22 protein-coding genes are annotated in these 25,053 nt (G+C 40.0%); 9 read left to right on the forward strand and 13 right to left on the reverse strand.

Features of this window, described 5'->3' with window-relative positions; genetic code table 11:
• The first annotated feature begins 114 nt into the window (after positions 1–114).
• Positions 115–303 carry a cupin domain-containing protein gene (locus tag DXB52_RS16855; RefSeq protein ID WP_472520002.1) on the forward strand — a complete coding sequence of 63 codons (189 nt, stop codon included), beginning with the start codon at positions 115–117 and terminating at the stop codon, positions 301–303.
• On the forward strand, positions 300–965 hold the full coding sequence (locus tag DXB52_RS06630; RefSeq protein ID WP_472520003.1) for an AraC family transcriptional regulator: 666 nt from the start codon (positions 300–302) through the stop codon (positions 963–965). The genes DXB52_RS16855 and DXB52_RS06630 overlap by 4 nt, the downstream gene beginning before the upstream one ends.
• Positions 966–1,058: 93 nt before the next feature.
• Here the strand turns inward: DXB52_RS06630 and DXB52_RS06635 are convergent, their stop codons facing one another.
• From DXB52_RS06635 to DXB52_RS06650, 4 genes are all read right to left on the reverse strand, one after another.
• Positions 1,059–7,391 carry a glycosyl hydrolase family 95 catalytic domain-containing protein gene (locus DXB52_RS06635; RefSeq protein ID WP_472520004.1) on the reverse strand — a complete coding sequence of 2,111 codons (6,333 nt, stop codon included), beginning with the start codon at positions 7,389–7,391 and terminating at the stop codon, positions 1,059–1,061.
• A gap of 253 nt (positions 7,392–7,644) precedes the next feature.
• A complete protein-coding gene (gene lepB, locus DXB52_RS06640) occupies positions 7,645–8,130 on the reverse strand; it encodes a signal peptidase I (protein WP_117569591.1) in 486 nt (161 codons plus the stop codon).
• Positions 8,131–8,368: 238 nt separating this feature from the next.
• Entirely contained in the window at positions 8,369–8,566 is a 198-nt protein-coding gene (locus DXB52_RS06645; RefSeq protein WP_117540307.1) for a hypothetical protein, read from the reverse strand.
• Positions 8,567–8,577: 11 nt separating this feature from the next.
• The gene (locus DXB52_RS06650; RefSeq protein ID WP_117540305.1) at positions 8,578–8,787 is read right to left on the reverse strand and encodes a hypothetical protein; all 210 of its coding nucleotides are present in this window, start codon (positions 8,785–8,787) and stop codon (positions 8,578–8,580) included.
• 74 nt (positions 8,788–8,861) lie between these two features.
• Here DXB52_RS06650 and DXB52_RS16150 point away from each other — a divergent pair, with 74 nt between their 5' ends.
• The gene (locus tag DXB52_RS16150; RefSeq protein WP_181989176.1) at positions 8,862–9,020 is read left to right on the forward strand and encodes a hypothetical protein; all 159 of its coding nucleotides are present in this window, start codon (positions 8,862–8,864) and stop codon (positions 9,018–9,020) included.
• A 16-nt stretch (positions 9,021–9,036) separates the two neighbouring features.
• On the opposite strand, the gene DXB52_RS06655 is transcribed toward DXB52_RS16150, so the two are convergent.
• Entirely contained in the window at positions 9,037–9,294 is a 258-nt protein-coding gene (locus DXB52_RS06655; RefSeq protein ID WP_117836221.1) for a hypothetical protein, read from the reverse strand.
• Positions 9,295–9,447: 153 nt separating this feature from the next.
• On the opposite strand from DXB52_RS06655, the gene DXB52_RS16050 reads away from it, so the two are divergent.
• From DXB52_RS16050 to DXB52_RS06670, 3 genes are all read left to right on the forward strand, one after another.
• On the forward strand, positions 9,448–9,654 hold the full coding sequence (locus DXB52_RS16050; RefSeq protein ID WP_147343356.1) for a hypothetical protein: 207 nt from the start codon (positions 9,448–9,450) through the stop codon (positions 9,652–9,654).
• A 15-nt stretch (positions 9,655–9,669) separates the two neighbouring features.
• The gene (locus tag DXB52_RS06660; protein WP_270346984.1) at positions 9,670–10,545 is read left to right on the forward strand and encodes a type IV pilus twitching motility protein PilT; all 876 of its coding nucleotides are present in this window, start codon (positions 9,670–9,672) and stop codon (positions 10,543–10,545) included.
• A gap of 436 nt (positions 10,546–10,981) precedes the next feature.
• Positions 10,982–12,697, forward strand: a complete 1,716-nt coding sequence (locus DXB52_RS06670) for a diguanylate cyclase domain-containing protein (RefSeq protein WP_181985412.1) — start codon at positions 10,982–10,984, stop codon at positions 12,695–12,697.
• Positions 12,698–12,763: 66 nt separating this feature from the next.
• Here DXB52_RS06670 and DXB52_RS06675 read toward each other — a convergent pair whose 3' ends face one another.
• The 4 genes from DXB52_RS06675 to DXB52_RS06690 all read right to left on the reverse strand — a co-directional run bounded on the left by DXB52_RS06675 (position 12,764) and on the right by DXB52_RS06690 (position 17,686).
• A complete protein-coding gene (locus tag DXB52_RS06675; RefSeq protein WP_118106808.1) occupies positions 12,764–14,599 on the reverse strand; it encodes an ATP-binding protein in 1,836 nt (611 codons plus the stop codon).
• Between the two features lie 159 nt (positions 14,600–14,758).
• Complete coding sequence (locus tag DXB52_RS06680; protein ID WP_118106809.1) at positions 14,759–15,517, reverse strand: MATE family efflux transporter; 759 nt, start codon at positions 15,515–15,517, stop codon at positions 14,759–14,761.
• Positions 15,518–15,519: 2 nt separating this feature from the next.
• Positions 15,520–16,008: an ureidoglycolate lyase gene (locus tag DXB52_RS06685; RefSeq protein WP_015529939.1), complete on the reverse strand. Its 489-nt coding sequence runs from the start codon at positions 16,006–16,008 to the stop codon at positions 15,520–15,522.
• Between the two features lie 277 nt (positions 16,009–16,285).
• A complete protein-coding gene (locus DXB52_RS06690) occupies positions 16,286–17,686 on the reverse strand; it encodes a sodium-dependent transporter (RefSeq protein ID WP_117579479.1) in 1,401 nt (466 codons plus the stop codon).
• A gap of 220 nt (positions 17,687–17,906) precedes the next feature.
• On the opposite strand from DXB52_RS06690, the gene DXB52_RS06695 reads away from it, so the two are divergent.
• Positions 17,907–18,635, forward strand: coding sequence for a helix-turn-helix domain-containing protein (locus tag DXB52_RS06695; protein ID WP_117540293.1), 729 nt, complete (start codon positions 17,907–17,909; stop codon positions 18,633–18,635).
• 169 nt (positions 18,636–18,804) lie between these two features.
• On the opposite strand, the gene DXB52_RS06700 is transcribed toward DXB52_RS06695, so the two are convergent.
• Positions 18,805–20,388, reverse strand: coding sequence for an AAA family ATPase (locus tag DXB52_RS06700; RefSeq protein WP_117540291.1), 1,584 nt, complete (start codon positions 20,386–20,388; stop codon positions 18,805–18,807).
• A 285-nt stretch (positions 20,389–20,673) separates the two neighbouring features.
• Here DXB52_RS06700 and DXB52_RS06705 point away from each other — a divergent pair, with 285 nt between their 5' ends.
• Complete coding sequence (locus tag DXB52_RS06705; protein ID WP_118106810.1) at positions 20,674–21,120, forward strand: MarR family winged helix-turn-helix transcriptional regulator; 447 nt, start codon at positions 20,674–20,676, stop codon at positions 21,118–21,120.
• Entirely contained in the window at positions 21,117–22,448 is a 1,332-nt protein-coding gene (locus DXB52_RS06710; protein WP_118106811.1) for an MATE family efflux transporter, read from the forward strand. Before DXB52_RS06705 ends, DXB52_RS06710 begins: the two co-directional genes overlap by 4 nt.
• On the opposite strand, the gene DXB52_RS06715 is transcribed toward DXB52_RS06710, so the two are convergent.
• From DXB52_RS06715 to DXB52_RS06725, 3 genes are all read right to left on the reverse strand, one after another.
• Positions 22,427–23,176 carry a YibE/F family protein gene (locus DXB52_RS06715; RefSeq protein ID WP_117540286.1) on the reverse strand — a complete coding sequence of 250 codons (750 nt, stop codon included), beginning with the start codon at positions 23,174–23,176 and terminating at the stop codon, positions 22,427–22,429. The genes DXB52_RS06710 and DXB52_RS06715 overlap by 22 nt on opposite strands.
• Positions 23,170–24,315, reverse strand: coding sequence for a YibE/F family protein (locus DXB52_RS06720; protein WP_118106812.1), 1,146 nt, complete (start codon positions 24,313–24,315; stop codon positions 23,170–23,172). The genes DXB52_RS06715 and DXB52_RS06720 overlap by 7 nt, the downstream gene beginning before the upstream one ends.
• Before the next feature lie 158 nt (positions 24,316–24,473).
• Positions 24,474–25,034: a GtrA family protein gene (locus DXB52_RS06725; RefSeq protein ID WP_118106813.1), complete on the reverse strand. Its 561-nt coding sequence runs from the start codon at positions 25,032–25,034 to the stop codon at positions 24,474–24,476.
• Positions 25,035–25,053: the final 19 nt, after the last annotated feature.

The following is a 25,053-nucleotide window of genomic DNA, read 5'->3' on the forward strand; positions in this document are numbered from 1 at the left end:
GTCTTTTTACGAATTCACTTTAAAATTATTGTCTTTTCATATTATTTTATATAAAATTTAATCAATTGAGAAGGCCCATACAAACTATAACTTAACCGAAGAGGATATGCACTTATGAGTAATGAATTTATCAACCTTGGCTCCGCCACGAGCAGTCGCGACGATTTTAGTCTTCGCTATATTTCTATTTCTAAATACGAAGGTGACTGGAACTCTCTACCGCACACACATCAGTTCTCAGAACTCTTCTATGTTTTGCACGGTGAGGGTATCTTCTATATAGAAGATGAAAAGTTTCTATGAAAACAGATGATTTAATGATCATTAATCCTTATGTAGAACACACTGAAAAAACACTTCCAAACAACCCAATGGAATACATTGTATTTGGTGTTGAAGGACTTGCGTTTTCTTTCGATGATCCTGAACAGGACGCTTCAAAAGGATATAGTTTCTATAGTTATGGTTCTGATAAAAATCAGTTTATTAATTTTGCACAATTAATGATGCATGAATTTCAAGAACAAAAACCCGGATTTGAAAAAGTCTGTCACGGATTACTTGAGGTTCTTCTGGTATACATTTCCAGAAAGCAAAACCTTTCTGTTATTTCTGAATCCTCTTTCCAGCTTTCTAAGGAATGTGCATTAGCTAAACGATATATTGATACAAACTATTCCCAAAATATTACATTGGATTTATTAGCTGAGATCACACATATCAATAAATTTTATCTGGCACATTCTTTTACAGAATGCATTGGTCAATCTCCGATCAACTATTTAGCAGATCGAAGGATCGAAGCATGCAAAGAACTTTTGACAACCTCAGATCTCTCTGTAACACAGATTGCCTCCAGTGCAGGTTTCTCTTCCCAATCTTATTTCTCACAGATCTTTAATAAGAAGGTTGGAATGTCACCAAGGCAATACCGTAAATTATATTCACATGTAAAAAGGGAGTAATATATTTATACCAAGAAAGGGCTGGCACATGCCAGCCCTTTCTTTTGAAAGAATTCTTGAAAACTTCTTTCCTTTTACTTTTCAGGAAAATTTTTATCTTCTTTTACGTCTGCGTAAAATAACTGTAACGCTGGCACCTGCTGCCAGTATTGTCGCAGTTCCCCACAAGATCAGTGGAGTTGCATCTCCGGTCTTAACCGCACCTGACTTCTTATCAGAATTATTCTTCTTGGAATTATCTTTCTTAGAATCATCTTTCTTATCATTATCAGTTGCAGGTTTTTCAATCAATTCCGCATATGCCTTATTGATTGCTGCTGCCATTGCATCAACTTTATCCTGTTTGGATTCTTTCAGACCTTTTTCTACTGCTGCTACTGCATCATCTAAAGCTTTCAGACTTTCCTTTGTATACTTACTTCTGTCGATCTTTCCTGCTTTTTCCAAAGCTGCGTTCACTGCTGTATAATCGGCGTCTTTTTCTGGTTCTACCACTGGTTTTTCTACCAGTTCATTTAATGCTTTCTCAATCGCTGCTGCCATTGCATCAACTTTGCTCTGTTCGGATTCTTTCAGACCTTTTTCTACTGCTGCGATTGCATCATCCAAAGCTTTCAGACTTTCTTCTGTATACTTACTTCTGTCAATCTTCTTTGCTTTTTCCATTGCTGCGCTTACTGCTGTGTAGTCTGCTTCCTCTTCTACAGCTGGTTTCTCAACTAATGCTGCATAAGCCTTATTGATTGCTTCTGCCATTGCATCAACTTTATCCTGTTTGGATTCTTTCAGACCCTTTTCTACCGCTGCTACTGCATCATCCAAAGCTTTCAGACTTTCTTCTGTATATTTACTTCTGTCAATCTTTTCTGCTTTTTCTATTGCTGCGTTCACTGCTGTATAATCTGCGTCTTTTTCTGGTTTAACTACTGGTTTTTCTACCAGATCACCTAACGCTTTCTCAATCGCTGCTGCCATTGCATCAACTTTGCTCTGCTCGGATTCTTTCAGGCCCTTTTCTACTGCCGCTACTGCATCGTCCAAAGCTTTCAGACTTTCTTCTGTATATTTACTTCTGTCAATCTTATTTGCTTTTTCCATTGCTGCATTCACAGCTGTGTAATCAGCGTCTTTTTCTGGTTTCGGTTCTTCTTCCTTTTTCTTAACTGTTACTGTTACAGAAGCAGTCAACTCCTTCGGATTGGTAACATCATCTGCAAAGGAAAGCTTTCCTGTCAGAGTATAGTCTCCTGCTTTATTTCCATCGTAGTTGTCTGTATTCCATGTAACACTTGCTATTCCTTTTGTTCCGTCTGTGTAGCTTACTTCTACTTCTGTCGGAAGTCCAAGATCTGTTGCCGCTGTTCCGTATGCAACTTCTTTCTTATCCAGTTTTGCAACGGACTTAATCTCATACGGTTTCTTTGTAACTGTTACCTTGATAGAAGCTTTCACGCCATCTGGGTTTTTCATATTCTTACCCATTGTCAGTGTTCCTTCCAATGTGTAAGTTCCCGGTGTTGTCTGGTAATCACCTTCTGCCCATGTTACTTCTACTTCTTGATCCAAGTTTCCTGTCACTGTGACAGTTACTTTCTCTGGTAATTCAAGCTTCTTAAATGCAGTTCCTTCTTCTACTGAAATTCCTTCTGGGTTTGTTACACTAAGTACTTTTACACTATTTTTCATTTCAAAAGAAAACTGCTTTGGAAGTGCTGACTGTCCTGCTGCTGTCTTTGCAACAATCTTAACAACGTATGTGCCGTCTTCCAGATCCTTAAGTGTGAACTCTTTTTCTGTCGTATTACCTTTCAGCTGACCATTGACATAAATTTCATAGCTTGCGAAAGTGGAGCCTTCTTTTAATGTCCATGTGAGTTTTACAGAATCATCACTGACCGGAGTCTTTGTAACAGACTCGATCTCACCTTTTGTTGATCCGTCACCCATTGTTGCCACATTGCTGATCTCAATTGCCTTCTCTGATGCAACATCTACACTATTCAGAGCATATACTTTGAAGTTATAAGTTGTTCCAGGTGTCAGATTCTCCAGTGTTACGGTTGTACCACTTACAATCTTTTCAATTCCATTCTTTTCATCAACTACTTTGTATTTTGCTGCTCCCAGAACCTTCGTCCATTTCAGTACAACTTTCTTGCTTTCCACAAGAACTGCTGAACCTGTCTGGTCTTCTACTGTAGGAACTTTCGGTGCTCCAAGTGCTCTGATTGCTGCATCTAATGCTTCTTTCTTTTCATCTACAGTTTCCTTTGTTGCAGCTGCATCATTCATTACCGCAACCGCAGCATTATATGCGTCCATAAATGCATTCCAGTTTGTCTCATCATATTCTGATTTAACAAGTGCTGCTCCTGCCTCAACTGATTCCTGGAGCGCTGCTTTATCAACTGTTGCACCTTCGCCTGGTGAAAAGATCTTTAAGTAATCCAGGTTGACCTGATATTTTCCGTCACGCTCAGCTGCCACACATTTGATTGTGTGCTTACCATTCTCAAGACCTTTCTTTGAGAAGATAAGTTCCTGCTTTTCTCCAGTGCCTGAACCCGCTAATGAACAATTTTCAATCTTGTTATCATCAATATAAACATCAAAGCTTGCAAAGTTAGCATGCTTCTGAGAATAAACATCTACGCCAGTTCCAGTGAATGTATATGTAAAAGAGTGTCCCTTACCATTCTCACCATCTCCAGTTTCTGTTTTTGTTCCACCATGTTGTCCATTCTCAGCCCAGGTATACCATGACTCACCCTCCCATTTGATATCATTACTTTTTGTTCCGTATGTATTTGTTCCTGACGCCGGTGGATTACCATCTTCTACGATTGTCTCAACATCTGCCACATCCTGTTTGATTGCAACTGTCAGTTCAATTGTGCCAGACTTTGTAGCATCTGCAGCGGATGTTGCAGTGATAGTAACTGTTCCGTTCTTACTTAAGAATGTTACCAGTCCGTTTGTATCTACTGTTGCAATGCTATCATCTGATGTACTCCATGTAACTGTTTTATCTGTTGCATTCTCCGGTTCTACAGTTGCTTTTAACTGTAATGTGCTGTTTGCTTTAGATACTGTAGTCATTCCGGATTTGGAGCTTACTGTCACACCTGTCGGTGCTACCAGTGTTGAATCTAGAATTTCAAATGCATCAAGTTCAATCTTTGTACCAGAACTTGCAGCCTGTTTCTCATTGAGAACTTTCAGCTGAAGTGTATGGATTCCTGCTTTAAGGTCATCTTTGCTGAAGTATTCCACCTGACGCACTGTGCTTGCACTATATGTATCAACTACTTTCTGGGACTCGCCATCGATAAATACTTCAATCTTACCTCTGTCTTTATTCGTACAACCAATTACCTTGATTCCTGTTCCCTTAAATGTAAGAGTAACCGTCTCTCCGCCCTTTGGACTATTCAGATATTGAATTGTATCCATATAGTTGACATTTTTATCCTGTGTCCAGTTGCCCCATTCACCTACATATGCGATTCTTTCATCAGCATTGTCAATCTTACCTGCGCCAATCGGCTCTGTTACAGTTACTACTGCACTCTTTTCAGATTCAATTCCATCCACAACTGCGGCCACCTGATATTTCATTGCTCCAAGTGTCTTGTATGCTGTTGTATCTTTATAAGTTGTTGTTGTTAAACCTGTCTCAATACAGATCACATCACCATCTTCTACCTGACGGTATACATTATATGTTACATTGCTTCCCTCTTCTGCTGTCACAGCGTTCCAGGAAAGGTTTACATTTTCAGCATCTGCACGAAGTGCTGTCAGTCCTGTCGGAGCTGTCACAGTAGCGGATGTCGGAATGTCCTTTAATGTATAACTCTTTCCTGCTTCTGTTACGAAAGAAATACGGTTTTCCTTTACAGGTGTCACATCAACTACATTTCCATCACTGTCTACCACTGTTGCAAGAGATGCATTCGCTGTCTGCACAACTGCTTCTCCGCCATTCTTAGAAAGGATTGTAGCAGTTTTTACATTTCCATCTGCCCAGTCCATAGATACTTCAAAGTTACCCTGTGCAACCAATCCATCTACACTTCCGTTAGCCCAAGCGTCTGGAACTGCCGGAAGAAGATTGATATATCCTGCATTGCTCTGCAGAAGCATCTCAGCTACACCTGATGTATATCCGAAGTTTCCATCAATCTGGAAATATTTTGGCTCATGATAATCGAACAAGTTCGCATAGATTCCATTCTTGAACAGGTTCTCAATAAGCTGAAGAGCTTTATTTCCATCACCAAGTCTTGCCCAGCTGTTGATTCTCTGTGCCATTCCCCATCCGGTACTCACGTCCGTACGGTTCTGCATGGAAACCTTTGCTGCTGCAAACCATTCTGCATTGTCCTCTGTGATGAGATCTCCAGGATAAAGTCCGAGCAAGTGAGACATATGACGGTGACCATATCCATCACCCATTGAATTAACAGTTGTCTCTGTATACCACTCTTTAATCTGTCCGCTATCACCAACTTCAATTGGTCCTTTCAGATCTGCCTGGTTTGCTTTCCATGTAGCTACCAGCTCGGCATCTTTTCCAAGTACCTCTGCAGCTTTAATCGTATCTTCATATAACTGCCAGATCAAAGACTGCTCATATGTATTTCCATTTGTAACCGGTCCATGCTCCGGTGAAAATGCCGGTGAAGATACCAACTTTCCATCTGCTCCACGAACAAGCATCTGGTCATACAGTTTAGCTTCTTCTTTCATCATTGGATAGATATTATTTTCTAAGTAAGAAGTATCTCCAGTATATTCATAATAATCCCAGCAATTCTGTAAGATCCACGGTACTGCAGCCGGTGACCATCCCCAACTAAAGTCCCATCCAGGACATGTCCATCCAAACGGATTGTTCTGTGTATGTGCCATGAATCCATTTTCTTCACCTTCGGCACTGGAAACTCCTGCATAGATTGCCGCGGTCACACGCCCCGGTTCTCTCAAAGCATCGATATAATCGATCAGTGGTTCTGCACACTCTGCCATGTTGGTAGAATATGTCGGCCAGTAGTTCATCTGTAAGTTTACATTCATATGGTAGTCTGAATGCCATGGAGAATTGTTCGCTCCTACCCACAGTCCCTGAAGATTGGAAGGAAGTGTCTCTCTTACATAACCATTCTCATCTGTAGTTGTCTCTCTGGAAGACTCAATTGTCATAAATCTTCCATACTGGAATAACATAACTTCCAACTGACGTCTTTCAGCATCTGTTGCAGTTCCTGCTTTGTATGCAGAAAGAAGTTCGTCTGTTGGCTTTGTTGAGACTGTCTGTCCAAGATTCAGATCCACACGGTCAAAGATCTTCTGATAATCACTTACATGATTTGCTTTCAGTTCTTCGTATGTCTTCGCTGCCGCCTGATCTACATACCATTTCACACGACTTGTCAGTTCATCCGCAGATTCGCCTGTTCTATAGGACGGATATTCATCCTTATAATCTGTTCCTATAGACGTGATGATGGTAACCTCACTTGCTCCGGAAACACTTACTTTTCCATTCCCATCTTTCACAGTACCGGCATTGTCAGTAATAACCTGTGTCTGGGATGTGAATTTCATCTGATTGTCTTTAAGCTGTCCGTTGATGGAAATCAATCCATTTGATACTTTTGTATCCCAATCTCTCTTATAGCTGCTATCACCAATCCCATTAACAGCATCCCCTCTGTTATTATCCGGTTCTACACTTACATCCAGACTGATCTTCTCAGAACCGTCTGCTGTGATATGAGTAACAATAACATTGTCCGGATAGCTTGTGAAGTTCTCTCTTGAATAATGGGTACTTCCTTTATCATAATTAACACCGGCAATTGCTGTATTCAGATCCAGATCACGAGTGTAATTTTTCACATCGCTGTTGGATGATACATTCTTAAAATCGATATACATATTTCCAAAACTCAGATAATATCCATATCCATTTGTTCCGTTATCATCACTTGCACCTATCAAGTTTCTTTTTGCAAGATTAGTTGCAGAATTATCCTGGCCATTCGCAAAGTACTCATGGATTGAATTCATTGTCGCTCCATTATTTCCTTTATTCTCCAGATTACCTCCATTGTAATTCTTTCTACTCTCACTTGGTCCTCCTGACCAAAGTGATTTTTCATTGAGCTGGATACGTTCTCTGGTAATTCCACCAAATACCGTTCCACCGATTCCTCCATTACCTATAGGAAGGGACTTTTCCTGCCATCCTTGGTAATACTTGGTAATATCTGCCGGGCTCGTATACCATAGCTTCAGATCATTATTACCGGTCTGCTGCGTTACAGCCGCTGGTTCTGCATGGACCTGCGTTGCCATATACGGCATAGATGTCACAGCTACCGCTGCTGCACAAGCACTTGCAAGCACCCTCCATTTCATTTTCCTTCTCATAATTTCCCTTTCTGATACATATTTGATGTATCTTTTTTATTGTCTTAAGATTCATCTGTTTTTGGACAGACTCCACCTAGTGACTGATTATTCTCATTGTAAATTTTTTCTATTCATTGTGCTTGTTTAATTCATCCTTTATAGGTGCCTTTTTTGTCAAATTCGGAACTCCAGTATTCCTTTTCATTTATGCTATTTCTTTTTCATTGCCTTGTAACCAATCAGTACTGTCCACTGCTCGCTACAGTCGTCCCATATACCAGACAATTCTTCCCTTCACATCATCCATATCAACAACTCCAAACGCTCTGGAATCGTCGGACACTTCTCTATTATCTCCCAGTACGAAGATCTGGTCATCACCTACCGTCAATGGATAGCTTACTTGATTGTTTTCCTCAGTCAGTGTCTCACCAAGCGTTCCTTCCTGCTTTTCTTCTGCTCCGTTCACATACAGCTTGCCGTTCTGTATATTCACAGTATCCCCGGCCACAGCCACGATTCGCTTCACAAACTCTTCTCCATCCGGTCTTTTCAAGACAATCACATCTCCGGCTTTATAATCACTGACTCTTTGGTTATACACAACCTTCTCACCACTGTGCAATATCGGATACATAGAGTTTCCCTGCACTGTTGAAATTCCCATCAAAGCATAGAATAACACCATAATAAGTACGATCAGGACAACAAATTCTAATGTTATCACTGCACGGTATTTGCGCATCTGTTTCTTCTTTCTTCTTCCGATCGAAGTTGAAAACTTATCTGTTCCAACGGATTCCCAAGTCCGATACTCTACTCATTAAAATACGGTAATTCCTTGCTGCATGTCAATGAGTTTCACTAAAAGAAACAGCAGCCGGAACATTGCTGCCCCGGCTGCCATTTCATCCTAGAATTTCTTCTAATTTAAGAATTTCTTCTAAACTTTTGTTTTTACTTCACGATCTTTTCATTCCCGCTTATTCCTGTATCACCGAATTGTCTTTTTTCGCATCTCCTGAATACAGGTCATCCAGCTGATCTTCCAGATCTTTCTGCTGCTTTTTCAAGTCTCGATTTCTGACACCGAATACAACGATTACTGCCAGCAATATAAGCAATGCAAGAAGGTCCAACCAGCAAAAACCAAATTTGGTATGTTCAAATAAATATGCCATATATCTCCCTCCTATACTCTTGCGGTCTGATCATTTCCTGAGTTCTGTTCTCCTCGAATCTCCTGAATCTTATCTGCCAGCTCTTTCTCAAAATCATAATCACGCTTTTTCTGATTGTTATGATGCACAATAATCATAATTACTAAAATCACCAGGGCAACTAATGCTGGAATATCCCAGGCATGTAAGCCAAGGTTATGAACAAATTCAAAATAACGCATATCGCTACCTCCTAGTATAATAATGATGTAGTCAATCAAGACTACATCATTATTATACTAGGGAGGTGATGACCGTGGAGAAAATGAAAACCGGCTTTGTAGAGAGAATCGGCGACACGATTTTCGTTGTCAATGCAATGCCCGCAGAGAACGCAAAGCACACGCAGGAGGAGCTTGTAAAGGCTCTGGTTGCAAGAGAAACAATGGCTTTGCAGGAAGCAGATGTTGCCTGATTGACTTTACGCACAACTATACGCTTTGGAGATTTTTCAAAAAATATCTCAAAACCACTTGACAGAATGTCTGGTTTTCTACTTTCTTGCTATCGTGAAGTTTCGTTGTTGTTCCCTCTTCATAATAGTTTACTGTGTAAGCAAGATCCGCTCTCTTTGTGTAATAGAATGTGATCTCATTCTTTCCTGTTGTGATCTTTACATTTTTTGTTTCAGCATCTACTGTATATCCGTCAATTGCTTCTGCAGCCGGTAATAAGAGCTCTGCAGACAAATTCACTGCACATAGTACAAATTATTATAAAGCATCGAATCAGGCGAAAGAGATTCTAGATCAGATTGATGGAATCCTTGCGAAGTCCTATCAGATCTCCCCTGATTCCAGCTCTTATTTTTCTGAAATTGAAGCAATGCTAGTGAATCGGATATGGATGTGAACTTAAACTTTTCTATAGAAATTAATTCAGCTACTCTTAATTACACTACTACTGTTGACGACTCACAGGCTCAGGAAGTGGATTTAACACTGAATGATCCATGGACGACTTCCTCCGGATTCTATACGATCACATCCTGGAAGGAAGTAGCAACCAATGCGTGGGATGCCGACAACTCTATGAAGCTGATTCAATAAGTAGGTGCATCCGATGTGTTTATCGTCGCCGGTCTTCCATGCTCCATGCGAATCAATGGAATTATCACTAGAAAAAATGGGGAAAATCTTCCCCCTGCCGATACGAGTAACATTGTATCTCCAATCTACCAGTTGGCCGGAAATCGTGATGTGAATGACTTCGAACAAAGCGGTGACGACGACTTTTCTTTTGCTATCCCGGGATTGTCACGTTTCCGTGTCAGTGCATATAAGCAAAGGGGTGCGCTGTCCGTTGTGATTCGAATCATTTCCTTCTCTCTGCCAAATCCGACTGAGATTGGAATCCCGCAACGGATCATTGACTTTTCTAATTTTTCTAAAGGTCTTGTCCTTGTAACGGGAACTGCCGGAAGCGGAAAGTCTACAACACTCGCTTGTATTATTGATGCGATCAATCATCATTATAGGAAGCATATCATCACGCTGGAGGATCCTCTGGAATTCCTTCACAGACATGACTTAAGTATCGTCAGCCAACGTGAGATCAACGTCGATACAGAGAGCTATGTGACTGCTCTGCGTGCTTCTCTTCGCCAGAGTCCCGACGTTATCCTACTTGGGGAGATGCGCGACTACGAGACTATGCAGGTCGCAATGACGGCGGCTGAGACCGGACATTTGATCTTCTCAACATTGCATACGATTGGTGCTGCCAGCACAATTGACCGTATCATTGACGTATTCCCGCCAAACCAGCAGCATCAGATCGCAGTGCAGCTATCTATGGTTCTGCAGGCCGTTATCTCACAGCAGCTTGTACCGACGATTGATGGGAAAATGATCCCTGTCTTCGAGATTATGACTGTGACACCTGCCATCCGAAATATGATCAGAGATAATCAGGACCACCCGTCCAACGCAACATCATAAACTTAAGGAAAAAATAGAAAGGAATCTGTTCGCAGGTTCCTTTCATTGTGTTAAAATATAGGCAAGGGTGTATATGATTAAATCTTATAAAACAAGATTTCAAAAGTTTTCTGCATTATTATCTGATCCGGAAATTGCAAAATATGCGAGACAGAATGAAAACTATGCTTTTATTTCATGCTATTATTTTATCCTATTTATAACTCAAATACAATCACAAACCTGACGGCTCTGCAAATCACTCCTGTACATTTGTTTTTTGTTTTCTCTGCCTGATCACTTCCAACACCCAATTTTCCTGTTTTTTCCACAGATTTCATTCAATCTTTCAATTTCTGTGCTATAATACGATATTGCAAAAATATAGAATGCTTAAACAGGGGTGATTTACTTGAAGAAGAAAACGCTTGTGCCTCTAATCGTTTTTTTACTGGGCATGTGCCTTGTTAGTTTGATTGTATACAAAACAGACGCCTTTGAAAAAGAACAGAGACACACAACTGCACAATTAAACGCAGCGACCTATGGAGAACGCATAAAAAATGAGATTGTAAATGGAACTGAGATTACGGATACTCTGGAACAAATCTTGATCAGTGATGATGGAACGATCAAGCACTTTAACACGATCGCTAAAAATCTTATGTCTGATTCCATTGAAAGTGTGCAGCTCGCTCCACATGGTGTTGTGACAGATATTTATCCTGCTGAAGGAAACGAAGCGGGTAAGATTGATCTGCTTCATGATAAAGATCGTGGTGAAATCTCCTGTTATGCAAGAGACAATCATACAGTCATTACGCAGGGACCCTTTGAATTAAAACAAGGTGACTATGGAATTGCGGTTCGCAATCCAGTCTACTTAAATGATGAAAACGGACAAGAATATTTCTGGGGATTTACGATTGTTATTTTGCGTGTTCCTGAGATTTTTTCCGACTCGATCAGTGCACTTTCAAATTTTGGTTATGAATATAAGCTTTCAAAAACAGACGCTCCCTGGAGTGACACATATGAAGTTGTTTGTCAGTCAGATGGAAATTTAACAAATCCTGTTTCTTATGATTTTACAATAGGTGAAGAGAACTGGAGATTTGAGGTTATGCCTGTGAGTGGATGGAGAAATGCTAAACTTATAGCTGTAATCATCGGACTTTATACTTCTATCGTATTTGTTCTGTCGGTTCTTATCTGGGTCTGGTTAACAGCAAAAGAACATAAAAACAAATTCCAGAAACTAGCACATATGGATTCACTTACCAATATTTATAATCGTTACGGATTTGATGAATTAGCAGAAGAAATGATCGCTAAAAATCCGAACGCTCCTTATGTAGTTGCACTCTTTGATATAGATAATTTTAAGTTTATTAATGATATCTATGGACATGTTTACGGTGACAGGGCTTTAAAGAATCTTGCTGACAGTATGAAGAGTTTTTTTCCATCGGATACATTGTTGGGACGAAACGGCGGTGACGAATTCTGTATTCTTCTCCCAAATTGCACATATGATGATGTGAAAGAACAGTTACAACAATTCACTATGCTTCCAAAGATATTCTCATGCAAGGGAAATGACTACCCGTTTTATATTTCTCTTGGATATGCTGAATATCCTATAGCTGCATCAAACCGTGCACAGCTCATGCGCTGTGCTGATGCTGCACTTTATGAAGTAAAACTGCATGGTAAAAATGGATGTATGGCTTACAGAGAAGGACTCCATTCAAGGAGCCGCAAACAACTTGGATTTGCACTCAAGGATATCTCTGAACATCTTCCTGGTGCGTTTATTATCTACAGAGCGGACAAGGAAAATGATGAACTCTTTTATGCAAACCATGAGTTTCTCCACATGACCGGATATAAAGATATAGATGAGCTGTTTAAGCTTACAAAGAAGAGCTTTCGAAACCTTATCCGTGAAGATGAGCAACAGCAGATTGAGGCAAGTATCTGGCAGCAAATTGACAGCGGCAATGAAAATGACTATATTCATTTTCATCTTCGAAAAGCTGATGGAACTTACCTTTCTGTACTTGATCATGGAAGAATAGTAGAAAACCAGCAATATGGAAGAGTATTTTATGTGTTGTTTATGGATTGGGCAGACATGCATATCCGTTACAGTGATAAGTTCTCTGAATAAATAACAGATGGTGTGGGATTATATTAAAATCCCACACCATCTGTTATTTCTTTCAAGAATGCCTTTTTATAAATCTTCCTGTATTTTGACGTCGCTGTTATCTGCCAGACACTGTTTTAACACAGTGATCATTTTTTCCCCATCCAATGGTTTTGCAATATGACCGTTCATTCCTGCATTTTTTGCCATCTGTATATCTTCCGCAAGAAGAATTCGCTTTCCAATACTCTTATCAGATATAACAGACTGTTCCGACTCTTTCTTTTTGTATACATCCTCTTCTGATGCAATCTCCAGTGGAATTTCCACTGTGAATTTTGTTCCTTTCCCCTGTTTGCTTTCTACATAAATCTTTCCGCCCATCAGTTCAACAAAAGATTTCACAATAGAAAGTCCAAGACCAGTACCGACCACTTTATTCTCTGTCGCCGTATGTTCTCTTGAAAATTCATCAAAAATATGTGGAAGGTATTCCTGCTTCATCCCTATTCCGGTATCTTCACAGATGAATACATACCATGCTTTTTTATCATCTGATGCTGTTTCCGTAATATTTACATGAATCGCCTGACCGTTTGGAGTATATTTGATTGCATTACTCACTATATTTAAATATATTTCCTGAAGTTTTGTCTTATCACAGACTGCGTATTTATGCTGTATATTTGTATCTATCGAATATTGAATTTCCTTCGATTGGATAGCAGATTCAAATACTGTATTCACAGAATAAAACATTTCGCTCAAATTCTCTGCCTGCATTTTTAACACAGCTGTTCCACTTTCAATGCGAGCCTTTTCCAGCACCTGATCAATAATCGTCATCAGAAAATTGCCCGAGGACTTGATCTTTCCTAAATACTCCCTTGCTTTTTCCTCGTTCTTAAGATTCTTTCCGAGAAGATCTGAAAATCCAATAATTGCATTCATCGGGGTTCGGATGTCATGACTCATATTAAACAGAAATCGTGTTTTTGCCTCACTTGCTTCTTTTGCCTGTTCTGCCGATTTTTTCAATTCAGCTGCATACTGCTTCTCTCGACGTTTTTTGCTGCAGATCTGATCAAAAATAGTAGCACCCATCATGGCAATTATGAGGGCTGATACAATAACAGCAATCCATTGATAAATTGAAATCCATCCCTCCTTTGGTACGATATCCACATACCATGTGTAATTAGGAATCTCACACTCTACCGTAAGGCTATTCTCAGGCATATGTTCCTGATTTTGAGCCAGAACAATCCGATCATCGGTATTCTCATCATTCGTCCATATCTCATAACAATAGGATGCTTCACTTAGCCGTTCCATGCCAATTTCATCTATAAATTTATCCCAGTCGATAACTATGATCACAAACCCCCAAAAGGTGTCATTTCCTGTAATATTATTCTGATAAACCGGATGGAACAGCAAAGCTCCTGTTTCTCCCTGTTTTAATTGATATGGACCTCCAAGAGTATATTTTCCCGTTTCTTTGGCACGCTTTGCGTCTCCACTGCGTTCATGCTCTGTCAGCATATTCATTCCAAAAGCCTGCTCATTTCCCTGCTCTGGAAAAATATCAGTAATAATCCCATCCGGTGCGAGTTCGAATGCTTTTACAACACCTGCTTCATTCGGAAGCATTTCTGCCAATTCTGAGAATGTAGTCTGATTCAGATCATATCCTGCAAGAATCACGTTTTCAAGAAATTCTGAAAGTTCAACATACTGATCTAATTGTGCATTGATCCGCTTTACTGTACTTTGTGCAGTATAAGCAGCTGCTGTCTTTTTTTCTTTCTCTATGTTCTTTACAATAATACAGCCCAAAAGAAGTGCTGTTATAAAAATAAGCAAGCCAATGATCCAACTGTATCTTTTTGTCTGTTTAGAACCGGTACTTCCCTTGTCCATTTACTGTTGCCTATTCATCTTCAATGTTTTCTGTTATTTTTAATTATATTATGTCATGTTTTTTCATGTCTTTTTTTTCTACAGTAAACGGATAACAAGTTCTTTCATTGTCTGCTGCTTTCCTTCGCATTATCCTTAACCTATTTCTTTTTTCTTATGTCAAATAGATCTTTTCAGCATTACCAGCATTGTAATAAAGCATAAACTTCCACCAATCACATTAGATATAGGCTCTGCTAAGAACACCCCTCTCGTTCCCATGCGAAATGTATATGGAAACAAATATGTAAGCGGTACAACGATAAATACTTTTCTAAGTAGCGAGAAGAAAATCGCCTGCTTCTTTTTGTTCAATGATTTGAAAACCGTTTGCCCAACATATTGCAGATCCATAAATATAAATGCTGCGAAATAAAGTTTCAGTGCTTCTACGCAATCGGCAAGTAATTCACTGTCTGTGCTGAAAATTCCGATCAGAAATTCCGGTTCGAAAATAATCACGCTCCACGCAATTGCTGTATAGATCAATATCATACAAGTCAATACGCAGATAGCTTTCTTGACTTTCTTCGGACGCTGAGCTCCATAATTATAGCTCAAGATCGGAGAAGTTCCTTCATTGATAGCATAAATCGGAGTTTCCACCATCTGACGAACACTTGATACGATCGTCATAACAGAGATATATACATCACCGCCACTTCCAAATAAATTGCTAAATGCAGTGATGAGCACAATGATCGGAAAGCACAATCCCACTGCTCCAAGCGCTGTTGTTCCCACGGACGGAATTCTGGCAATATAAATACGGTCTACGATATTGTACAAAAGGCTCAATATCTGTGCCACAAGCATCGGTAACGCTGCTCCTAAAATATTCCCTGTAACCGTTCCGTGGTCAAAATCAATCTGTTTCATCTTTATAATATTATCTTAAACCAATCTTTCTCTTCAAATTCAACAACCGTACAATCATTTGCATAAGTACATTCCGGAAGTACGATCATTGCATGAAGTACCTCATTATTCGCCGGAAGTGGACACAGATGCCAGATCGCTGCATTGATCTTTACCATGCATCCCTTTGGTACAAGGAAAGCCTTCGCAAGTTCCGGAACCGGTGTTCCGCCGGAAGCAGGTGCAACATGGATAAGCATGTCGTCATCAAGAGCAACAATCCCTTCCCATGTAGTTGTATGATATTCTGCCATCTTGACAATTCTTTCGTCCTTGCGAACTTCAATCGGTGAAAATGCCATTGTTCCAACACAGGTTCCTGAGATGCGGTCCGGATAGAATTTATGAATCTCTCCCTCCAGTGGATATCCCTCTGGTTCTGTCATACTGCAAAATGTTCCGTACGGTGCAAAATCTGCTGCATTAATCTTTACTGCTTTTACTTCTCTCATCGAGTAAGTCCTCCTTTGTTTTAATATAATCGTATCGCTGATGGAAAGCAGACCAGCTTGCTCCACTCTCACTACCAACTCATTACGTCTAGTATATCATAATCAGGACCAATAGCGGGTGGTTTTTTGTTTCTATGGATTCTGGTCTATTGACTCTATACAAGGAAAACCGAATCACTGCGGAAACAGCTCTGGAGTATGCTGCAAATCCGGAAATGTTGAAACGTAAAATGTAACGTCTTCTTTCCGGATTCGCAAACATTTAATATCCAGTAATTTATGCAATTAAATCTGCGAATCCTGTGGATACAAGGAACAGGACAAGCATTACGACCGGAACAACATAACGGATCATAAAGCGGTACATACCTGCACGTTTGAATTTCTCTCCGTTGCGTTCTACTTCTCCTATGATCCAATCCGGTCCGATTACCCAGCCGATCAGGATACTTGTCAGAAGTGAAATAAACGGCATCAGAAAGCTGTTGCTGATATAGTCCATAACATCGAGCAGCTGTCCTACGGATCCGTTCGGAAGCTTCAATTCGAAGTAGAGTTTGTTATATCCAAGACAGATCAAAACCGCTGTAATAAAGGAGTAAATACCAACTACTCCACACATTTTCTTACGTGGTTTGTGATACAATTCCATACCGTTTGCAACCAGTGTCTCCATGACAGATACGCAGGATGTCAGTGCTGCGAATCCCATCATTAGGAAGAATGCAATCGCTGCAGGGCGTCCGAATACTCCCATAGCATCAAATACCTTCGGCAGTGAGATGAAGATCAAACTCGGGCCGGAAGCCATTCCGTCATTTCCAAGGAAAACAAATACTGCTGGGATGATCATCATTCCGGCAAGAATTGCCACACCTGTGTCAAAAATCTCAATCTGATTTGTCGCTTTATTCAAATCAATGTCATTTTTCACATAAGAACCATATGTGATCATAATTCCCATGGATACACTCAGAGAGAAGAACAGCTGGCTCATCGCATCCAGGAGAATCTCGAGGAAACGCTTCACTGTCAATCCGTGGAAATCCGGTTTCAGATAAACAGCCAGTCCCTGCATACCTGTACGAACAGTTCCGTCTGGTGCTGTATTTGTCAATGTCAGACAGAAGACTGCAATGATCACGATCAGAAGGATCAATCCCGGCATAATAATCTTGGAGAATTTCTCAATTCCCTTCTCTACACCGCGAAACACGATCCATGCTGTCAGCGCAAGGAAGATCAGCATAAATACGATCGGTGCAATATCTGATGTAATAAAGGATGTGAAATATCCATCTGCCGCAGCTTCTATTCCATCAGAAACGAGGTATACAAACAGATATTTTGTGATCCAACCGCCGATAACGGAATAATATGTCATGATCAGTACTGGAACGAGGAATGTCAAACGTCCCAGAAACTTCCACTTCGGGTTAAGCTCCTCAAAGGCTTTCAATGCATTTTTCTTAGTCTTTCTTCCAATCGCAACATCTGTTGTCAGCAATACGAATCCAAAAGTCAATACAAGTACAAGATAAACTAAGAGAAACAATCCGCCCCCATCTTTCGCACAGAGGTACGGGAATCTCCAGATATTACCAACACCTACAGCACTTCCGGCTGCCGCTAAGACAAAGCCTATCGACCCGGAAAAGCTACTTCTTTTTTCTTTCATGTCAAAATCCCCACATTCATAAAGTTATTTAAAGGGCCTGAATATCAAGCCCAATAGCTATATTCTATATAAATTTCTGATAAATGCAAACCGAAGAAGTTTCTTTATGCGAAATTTTTTATCAAAAAAGTTTCTTGTGACTTTACAAATACGCTGTTTCTCAGATATAATCATATAAAAACAGCATTTATCATGAAAATGGATAGTATGAGGAAACAATATGAGTAATTATACATGTTATGTCGGAAAACAAATTCGAAAATACCGAAAAGCAGGGAAAATGACACTGCAGGATCTCGCAGATGCCATCCATAAGAGCCGCGCCACAATATGTAAATATGAAAATGGAGAGATTGCTGTTGATATTGAGACTTTATATGAGATTAGCCAGGTTCTTCAGGTCTCAATCTCTCAGCTGACTACTTATCTTCCGGAAACAACCAGTGAGCTTATCAGTACGCCCGGAAGAAGTCGGAAAAGTCCTTTCTTTCAGGCGCAACGATTATATTTCTACTTCTATGACGGACGATATCAACGCACGAAAGATGGCGTCATTGATATTTATGAGAAGAAAGGTGAACCCGGAAAGTACGAAGCGACTCTGACGATTTGCTCTGTCTCCGCTAACGGAAGCAGCAGCGAGATTTTCTACACCGGACGAGTTCTTTATAGTGATATGCTAATCCGCTTTTCTTTCGTAAATCAATATAACCCACTGGAAGAAGACCTTCTGTACATCTTCAACCCTCTGGAACTTCGAGATTTCACAATGGGACTCTTGTGCGGTATCTCCAGTGCAGACCTTATGCCTTGTGCATTTAAATGCGTAGTCACCTTAAAACCACAGGAACACACAGAGAACTTCCGCCATCAGTTGCTTTTTACAAAGAAGGATCTTAAACGGTTAGAACAACTTAATATGCTGTTGGTGGAGAATAAAGAGAATTAACATACAGTGAAAGGGTTCGGCATCTTGCCGAACCCTTCGTTTTCATCTGACATATCACCGCAAAACTACTGCGGATAAAATCATAAATCCTACAATTGATACCATCGTGTATACCGAAATCGCCGATGAGTAGAATTCTTTTTTCTCTTTTCCATTCCATTCTGATGTATCACACTTGATATTTTTCTATCACACACGTATGCTTCCGTTCGCCCACCGGAGCATCTTTATCATAATTAATTCCAACCAGCAAAATCTCACCGCCAAAATCTTTGATTGCCGCCGGGTAGTTCCGTTTCTTAATCTGTGTAATTGCTCCTTCCGCTGATTTATCCCACTTCATTTCAACTACTAATGCCGGAAGATTCGACGTTTTCTTTGGAAAATATACAATATCTGCATAGCCATTGCCTGACGGAAGTTCTTCGAACTTCAGATAATAATCGCGATAACTAAAATATGCAAGCTTGATCACGCTTCGTAATGCCTGCTCATTATTGTAGAAAAGAGCCGTTGTCTCCTCTATATGGATCTTCTCAATCTGTGTTGCTACTGCATCCGCATTCATATGTACTGTATCTGAAATTATCTGGTCGCTTTCACGCACACGTTGAATTGTCTCGTTCCGTCTGACTCCCCTGATCGTCCTTGAAAATTCCCGCTTGATTTCTTCATTTGGAATATGCACTTTTTCCGTTTCTTTGTCATAAGCCAGATAGCCCAGATGAATCAACAATGTCAGTACATCATCTTTCTCTCTGAATGTTACAAGATCATTCGAAAATCCACTCGTATCAACTTCTACTTCAATACCACCGATCAGTTCAGCGATTGTCTTGGAAAGTCCGTCATAATCAAGACTAATATATTCCATCAAACTCTCTGCTGCCGATGTCTGCGTCCAGTAGGAATCGAAATCATCATTTCTAAGTGCTTTCATTACAGAGTTCGGATTATAAATTGAATTTGCATTTGGGAATGAATATCCATCATACCATAGCTTCATCTTCGAAAAATCTATTTGATATTCGCTGCACAGGTTCTTTACTTCCTGTTCTGTAAAACCTACATATGGCGCAAACTTTCTTGGTTTTACCATTGTAAATTCTTCGAAGTCAGAAATTGCAGACTGTGAACCATCTTTTTTAATCGGCAGGATTCCTGTCATATAAACTGCTGCGAAAATCTTATCCGTTGTTCCACTATTTTTAAATAATGACCGTAAAAATAATAGATACTCTCTCTGGATTCCTGCATTTCCACCATTCTCACGAATCGGTGCATCCCACTCATCGATAATCATAATGATTTTATTTCCTGTATAAGTCACCAGATTCGCTAATGTATCAAACAGTGCTTCTGCTTCTTTCACTTCCGAATAAATATCTAAAACTTCTTCTGTTATATTTCGTTTCACATAGGAGACTGCATCTTCCGATGATGTCACACCAAGAACACTCGCCATATCCAGATAGATCACATCATACTGATTCAAATATTTTAAATATTCATCATCTTTTGCAATTTTAAGATCATCAAACAATTCCTTGGAATCACAAGTCTTATCATAATATGCACACAACATTTTGGCAGCAAAAGATTTCCCAAAGCGCCGTGGTCTGCTAATACATGTCAGATTCCGTGGCGTATTGATTGTTTGATTAATCAGACTTATCATTTCTGTTTTATCGACATAAACGTCATTTCTCATATTCGAAAAACCGCTGTTTCCCGGATTCAAATAACTTCCCATCTGTGCTGTCACCTCCTCGCATATTTTTTATTTAATTTCTTGTAACTTACTTGTTATCTTATATGTTTTCTTACTATATTATATCTAATTTTTATTTGTTTTACCATAACTTACGTGTTATCTTGTACGTTTTCTTGTCTTTTATTAATTTGCGAACATATCAAGACTTCTCTCTGCAAGTTCCTCAAATTATCATTACAATCATCATTTTCTCTTGACAATCCTTTGAATTTCCATATAATTATCTATGGTAATTAACTTTGGTAACTATATAGGAGTTTTATTATGACAAATAAAAAAATCAAACGCATGCTCGATGCATGTTATCAGGCAAAACGAATTCGTGAGATGCTCCCTCCGCTTCCGGAAGGTATCGTGTCATCTCACATCCGCTATATGGATATGATCCAGGAGCTTCAGAAACAGAAAGTCCATGTAAGAGTTTCTGATCTAAGTGACGTTCTGAATATCCCGCGACCGGGTGTCACAAGGACAATAAAAGAGATGGAGAAGAAAGGATTAGTTCAAAAGATCTCCTCTCCGGATGACGGACGTGTCACATACTTGTCTTTGACAGAGCACGGGAAGAAAATCTCAGAAAAGTATAATGAAAATTATTTTAATGAGCTGATTCCTTACCTTGACGGAATCTCTGATGCGGACGCTGACTGCATGATTCAGACGATTCAGAAATTTTACGACATCATGTGTGAAAGGAGTGCTCAAAAATGACTGATAAAACTGCTGATTTTACACAAGGAAGCATTTTAAAGAAACTGGTGGCATTTATGATGCCGGTACTTGGTGCATTGATCCTTCAGGCAGCATATGGAGCGGTTGACCTTCTGGTCGTTGGAAGATTTGGTTCTACTTCCGGGCTTTCTGCTGTTTCTACTGGAAGCCAGGTTCTGAATCTGGTCACTTTCGTAGTTGTCCAGTTTGCTATGGGTATCACGGTTCTGATTGCACGTTATCTCGGCGAAAAAAGACCGGAACAGATTGGCTCGGTCATCGGCGGTTCTGCAATTGTATTTACAGCGATTTCAGTTGGATTGTTCATCGTCATGGTTTGTTTCGCGCATCCAATCGCGATCCTGATGCAGGCTCCTGCAGAAGCTATAGAATTGACTGCTGTTTACATCCGTATCTGCGGAAGTGGAATCTTTTTTATCGTCGCTTACAACCTGCTTTCTGCGATTTTCCGTGGACTTGGAGACAGCAAGTCCCCTCTGCTTTTTGTACTTGTCGCATGCATCATAAATGTTTTCGGTGACTTGATACTTGTTGCAGGTTTCCACATGAACGCAGCCGGTGCCGCGATTGCAACTGTTTTCGCCCAGGCAATCAGTGTTGTCTTCGCAGTAGTTCTCCTTATCAAAAAAGAACTACCATTCAAGATTAGAAAGAAAGACTTCTGTCTGAATCCACAGTGCAAGAAATTCCTCATTATTGGACTCCCTCTTGCACTCCAGGAATTCCTGACACAGATGTCATTCCTCGCACTCTGCGCTTTTGTAAATCGGCTCGGACTGGAGGCTTCTTCTGGTTACGGCGTTGCCTGCAAAATCGTAAACTTTGCAATGCTGGTACCTAGCGCACTCATGCAGTCCATGGCTTCTTTCGTCTCTCAGAATGTCGGTGCCGGAAAAGCAAAGCGTGCAAAGAAATCTATGTTCACCGGAATCGGTGTCGGTCTGGTTGTGGGATGTTTCGTCTTCACTCTTGTATTTCTTAAGGGAGATGTGCTGGCCGGATTCTTCTCTACCGATGCAGCTGTTATTCAGAATGGTTTTGCTTACCTGAGAGGATTCGCACCGGAAACAATTGTAACAGCCGTTCTTTTCAGTATGGTAGGGTATTTTAATGGAAATGATAGGACTCTTTGGGTTATGACACAAGGTCTGATTCAGACACTTCTGGTTCGTTTGCCAATGGCATACATCATGAGTATCCAGCCAAACGCCAGCCTGACAAAGATCGGTCTTGCTGCACCGGTTTCTACAGCAGTTGGAATTATGTTGAACGTTGGATTTTATGTTTATTTAAATCGAAAAAAATAGCCCCCTGCAACCGCTGCCACCGGCATTACAACCCCGCAGGCGATTGCTCCGAAGATCATTGAGGCACAATTTTCAAACATGATTTTAGAATTCAACAGTAGTTCAAACGAATATCCCTGCATCCGCAGATAGGAAAAAAGCAGAAGTGATTCTCCTAAATATGCAAACAGAAGTGTATTCACCGTTGTTCCGGTCACTTCTTTTCCTATCTGCATTCCGCTGTGAATCAGTTCTTTAAAAGTCATATCTTCTTTATGGCTTTTCACTTCATAAACAGATGTGGTAACTGTCAGTGCCATATCAAGAACAGCTCCAAGAGTACTGAGAAGTATAACAGAGACAGCAACATTTCTCATACTGATATTCAGGTTTATATTATAATAAAATACATCTTCTCCAACCTGTTGTATCTCGTTAAGACCTCCCGCCTCACTTCTCCATACAACGATATATATGAAGAAGAACAGCAACAGCATTGTGATCATAGTTGCAAGAAATGCACTCCATGTCTTTCTATTGCTACCATTTTGATAGAACAACGTAATACAGGAAATGACAACACCGACACAAACCGTAACGAGAAGAACAGGAACTCCTGATGCCATAAGCCAGATTGCAAGACTTAAGATCAACAGATTTCCACACAAAGCAATAAGCGAAACGACACCTCTGTCTCCACCGACGACCATAATTAAAATCAGTAAAATCAATCCAAGTGTTATCAGCATTTTCCTTCTCCCTGCACCTTTCTTGCTTTCTTCTGTCTATGAAACATTCCTGAGACCTTTATCATCACAGAAGTAACCAAAATAGAAATCGGTATTGCCAGAACAATTCCTATACTTTCCACCAGAAATCTGCACAATTCACATGGAATGTGTAGCTTTATAATAGTAATTAAACTCACATCATTATTCATTCGGATCAGACACATTGGAATCAGTCCACAGCCAAAGACAAACAACAGCACATTTATCATCGTTCCCATAATGTCATATCCAATTTCTCTTCCTGATTTAAATAATTCCAAAAATGTCACTTCCGGCTTCTTTTCAACAATTTCACTTAAGGATGCAGCGATGGCGACCGCCACATCCATGATTGCTCCCAGTCCTGATATCAGGATTTCTGCATGGAAAATTTCATCCGGATTTTCAATACTTCCAAGATACTCCATGGTCGAATAATCAAGATCTTCTGCATGATGGATTACAACATCAAAGATTCCCATGATCATTACAAGAACAATCAATGTTGTAAAAAGTGCTGCCCATGTCTTTTTATGAATCCCGTTTAATCCAACCAATGTAATAACCGCAAAAAGAATCACCAGCCTGCTGCACATTTCCAGCACATTTGATGTATCTCCCGCTTTCCAAAAACCAATTGAAAAAACAGTAACATTAAAAATAACGGTCAATATCGTAAGCGCACCCTGTCTTCCTGCAACGATAATTAATATAAACATCAGAAATCCTATGAGTATCATAAGCTCTGTATCTCGTTTCAGTCCACGAATTCCAGAACCCATTCTCTTGCTTGTTCCATTGAGCAGTACCTTATCTCCCTTATGATATGGCTGTTTCATCATTCCGGTATACGTGCACTCATTCGTAAAACTTATTGTCTTTCCCTTGTTTTCTCCATTTAGGATTACTCCCTGGATATTCTGCTTATATTTTTTCTCCTTCGTCCCTCTGGTTCCTGTCTCTTCTCCTGAAACACTGGTTTCGACCTTTGTCAGTTTTGCAATGGGTGTGCTATACAACCATGCATCATTTGCAACAAAGATAATACACAGCAGATACAATATGCCAAGGATACAATATAACTTTCTTTTCTTGCTTTGTTTTACAAATTCCAACATTACTTTACTTCCATCTCGAATCTATCAAAAATCATTTTTTTATTTTAACGCAAAAAATTTTATTGTCAAGATGAATTTGAAAATGATTTTCATGTTAAAAGAACAGGACAGCACGCTAACGCGCACTACTCTGTTCTTCTGTTCTTCTTTTCTCTATTCTACTTTACTTCTCCCTCCGGGAAAATAATCTTATTCACGAAGAAGAATACCACCATCGACACTCCTCCGTTCAGCACGGTTGTTCCGATATTATAAAGCCATCCCGGTACAAACATTCCGGCAACTGCAACCCAGATACAATTGATTGAGTTTACAATACATGTAACAATACAGAATGCGATCAGATACCAGAACGCCTGATACCAGATCTTTCCTTTGCTGCGGAACACAAAGCTTCTCTGGATTGGGAAGTTGATACACTCACCAACGAGCATTGCAATCATGTATGCACAGAAATACGGAAGACCGCCATGTGCCGCATCATATCCGATAATATTCCACTTAAATGTCTCACCGAATAATGTAATGTCGATTCCCGGGAAACCGAAATCAATATTCGGAAGTCCTGCGAATGCCAGTGGCAAAAACAGCAACATTACATATTTAAGTACAGTGATCAGATTACTTACAATTACGAACAATCCGCCTTCTCTTATCCATTTTGAAGCACTCGGATGTTTCTCTGCAAAACGATTCCATATGTTGTTTAGCTTATTCATTCTACATTCTCCATTCTTC

This window comes from Ruminococcus sp. OM04-4AA (genome assembly GCF_003462585.1).
GTDB classification, from domain to species: domain Bacteria; phylum Bacillota; class Clostridia; order Lachnospirales; family Lachnospiraceae; genus Mediterraneibacter; species Mediterraneibacter faecis.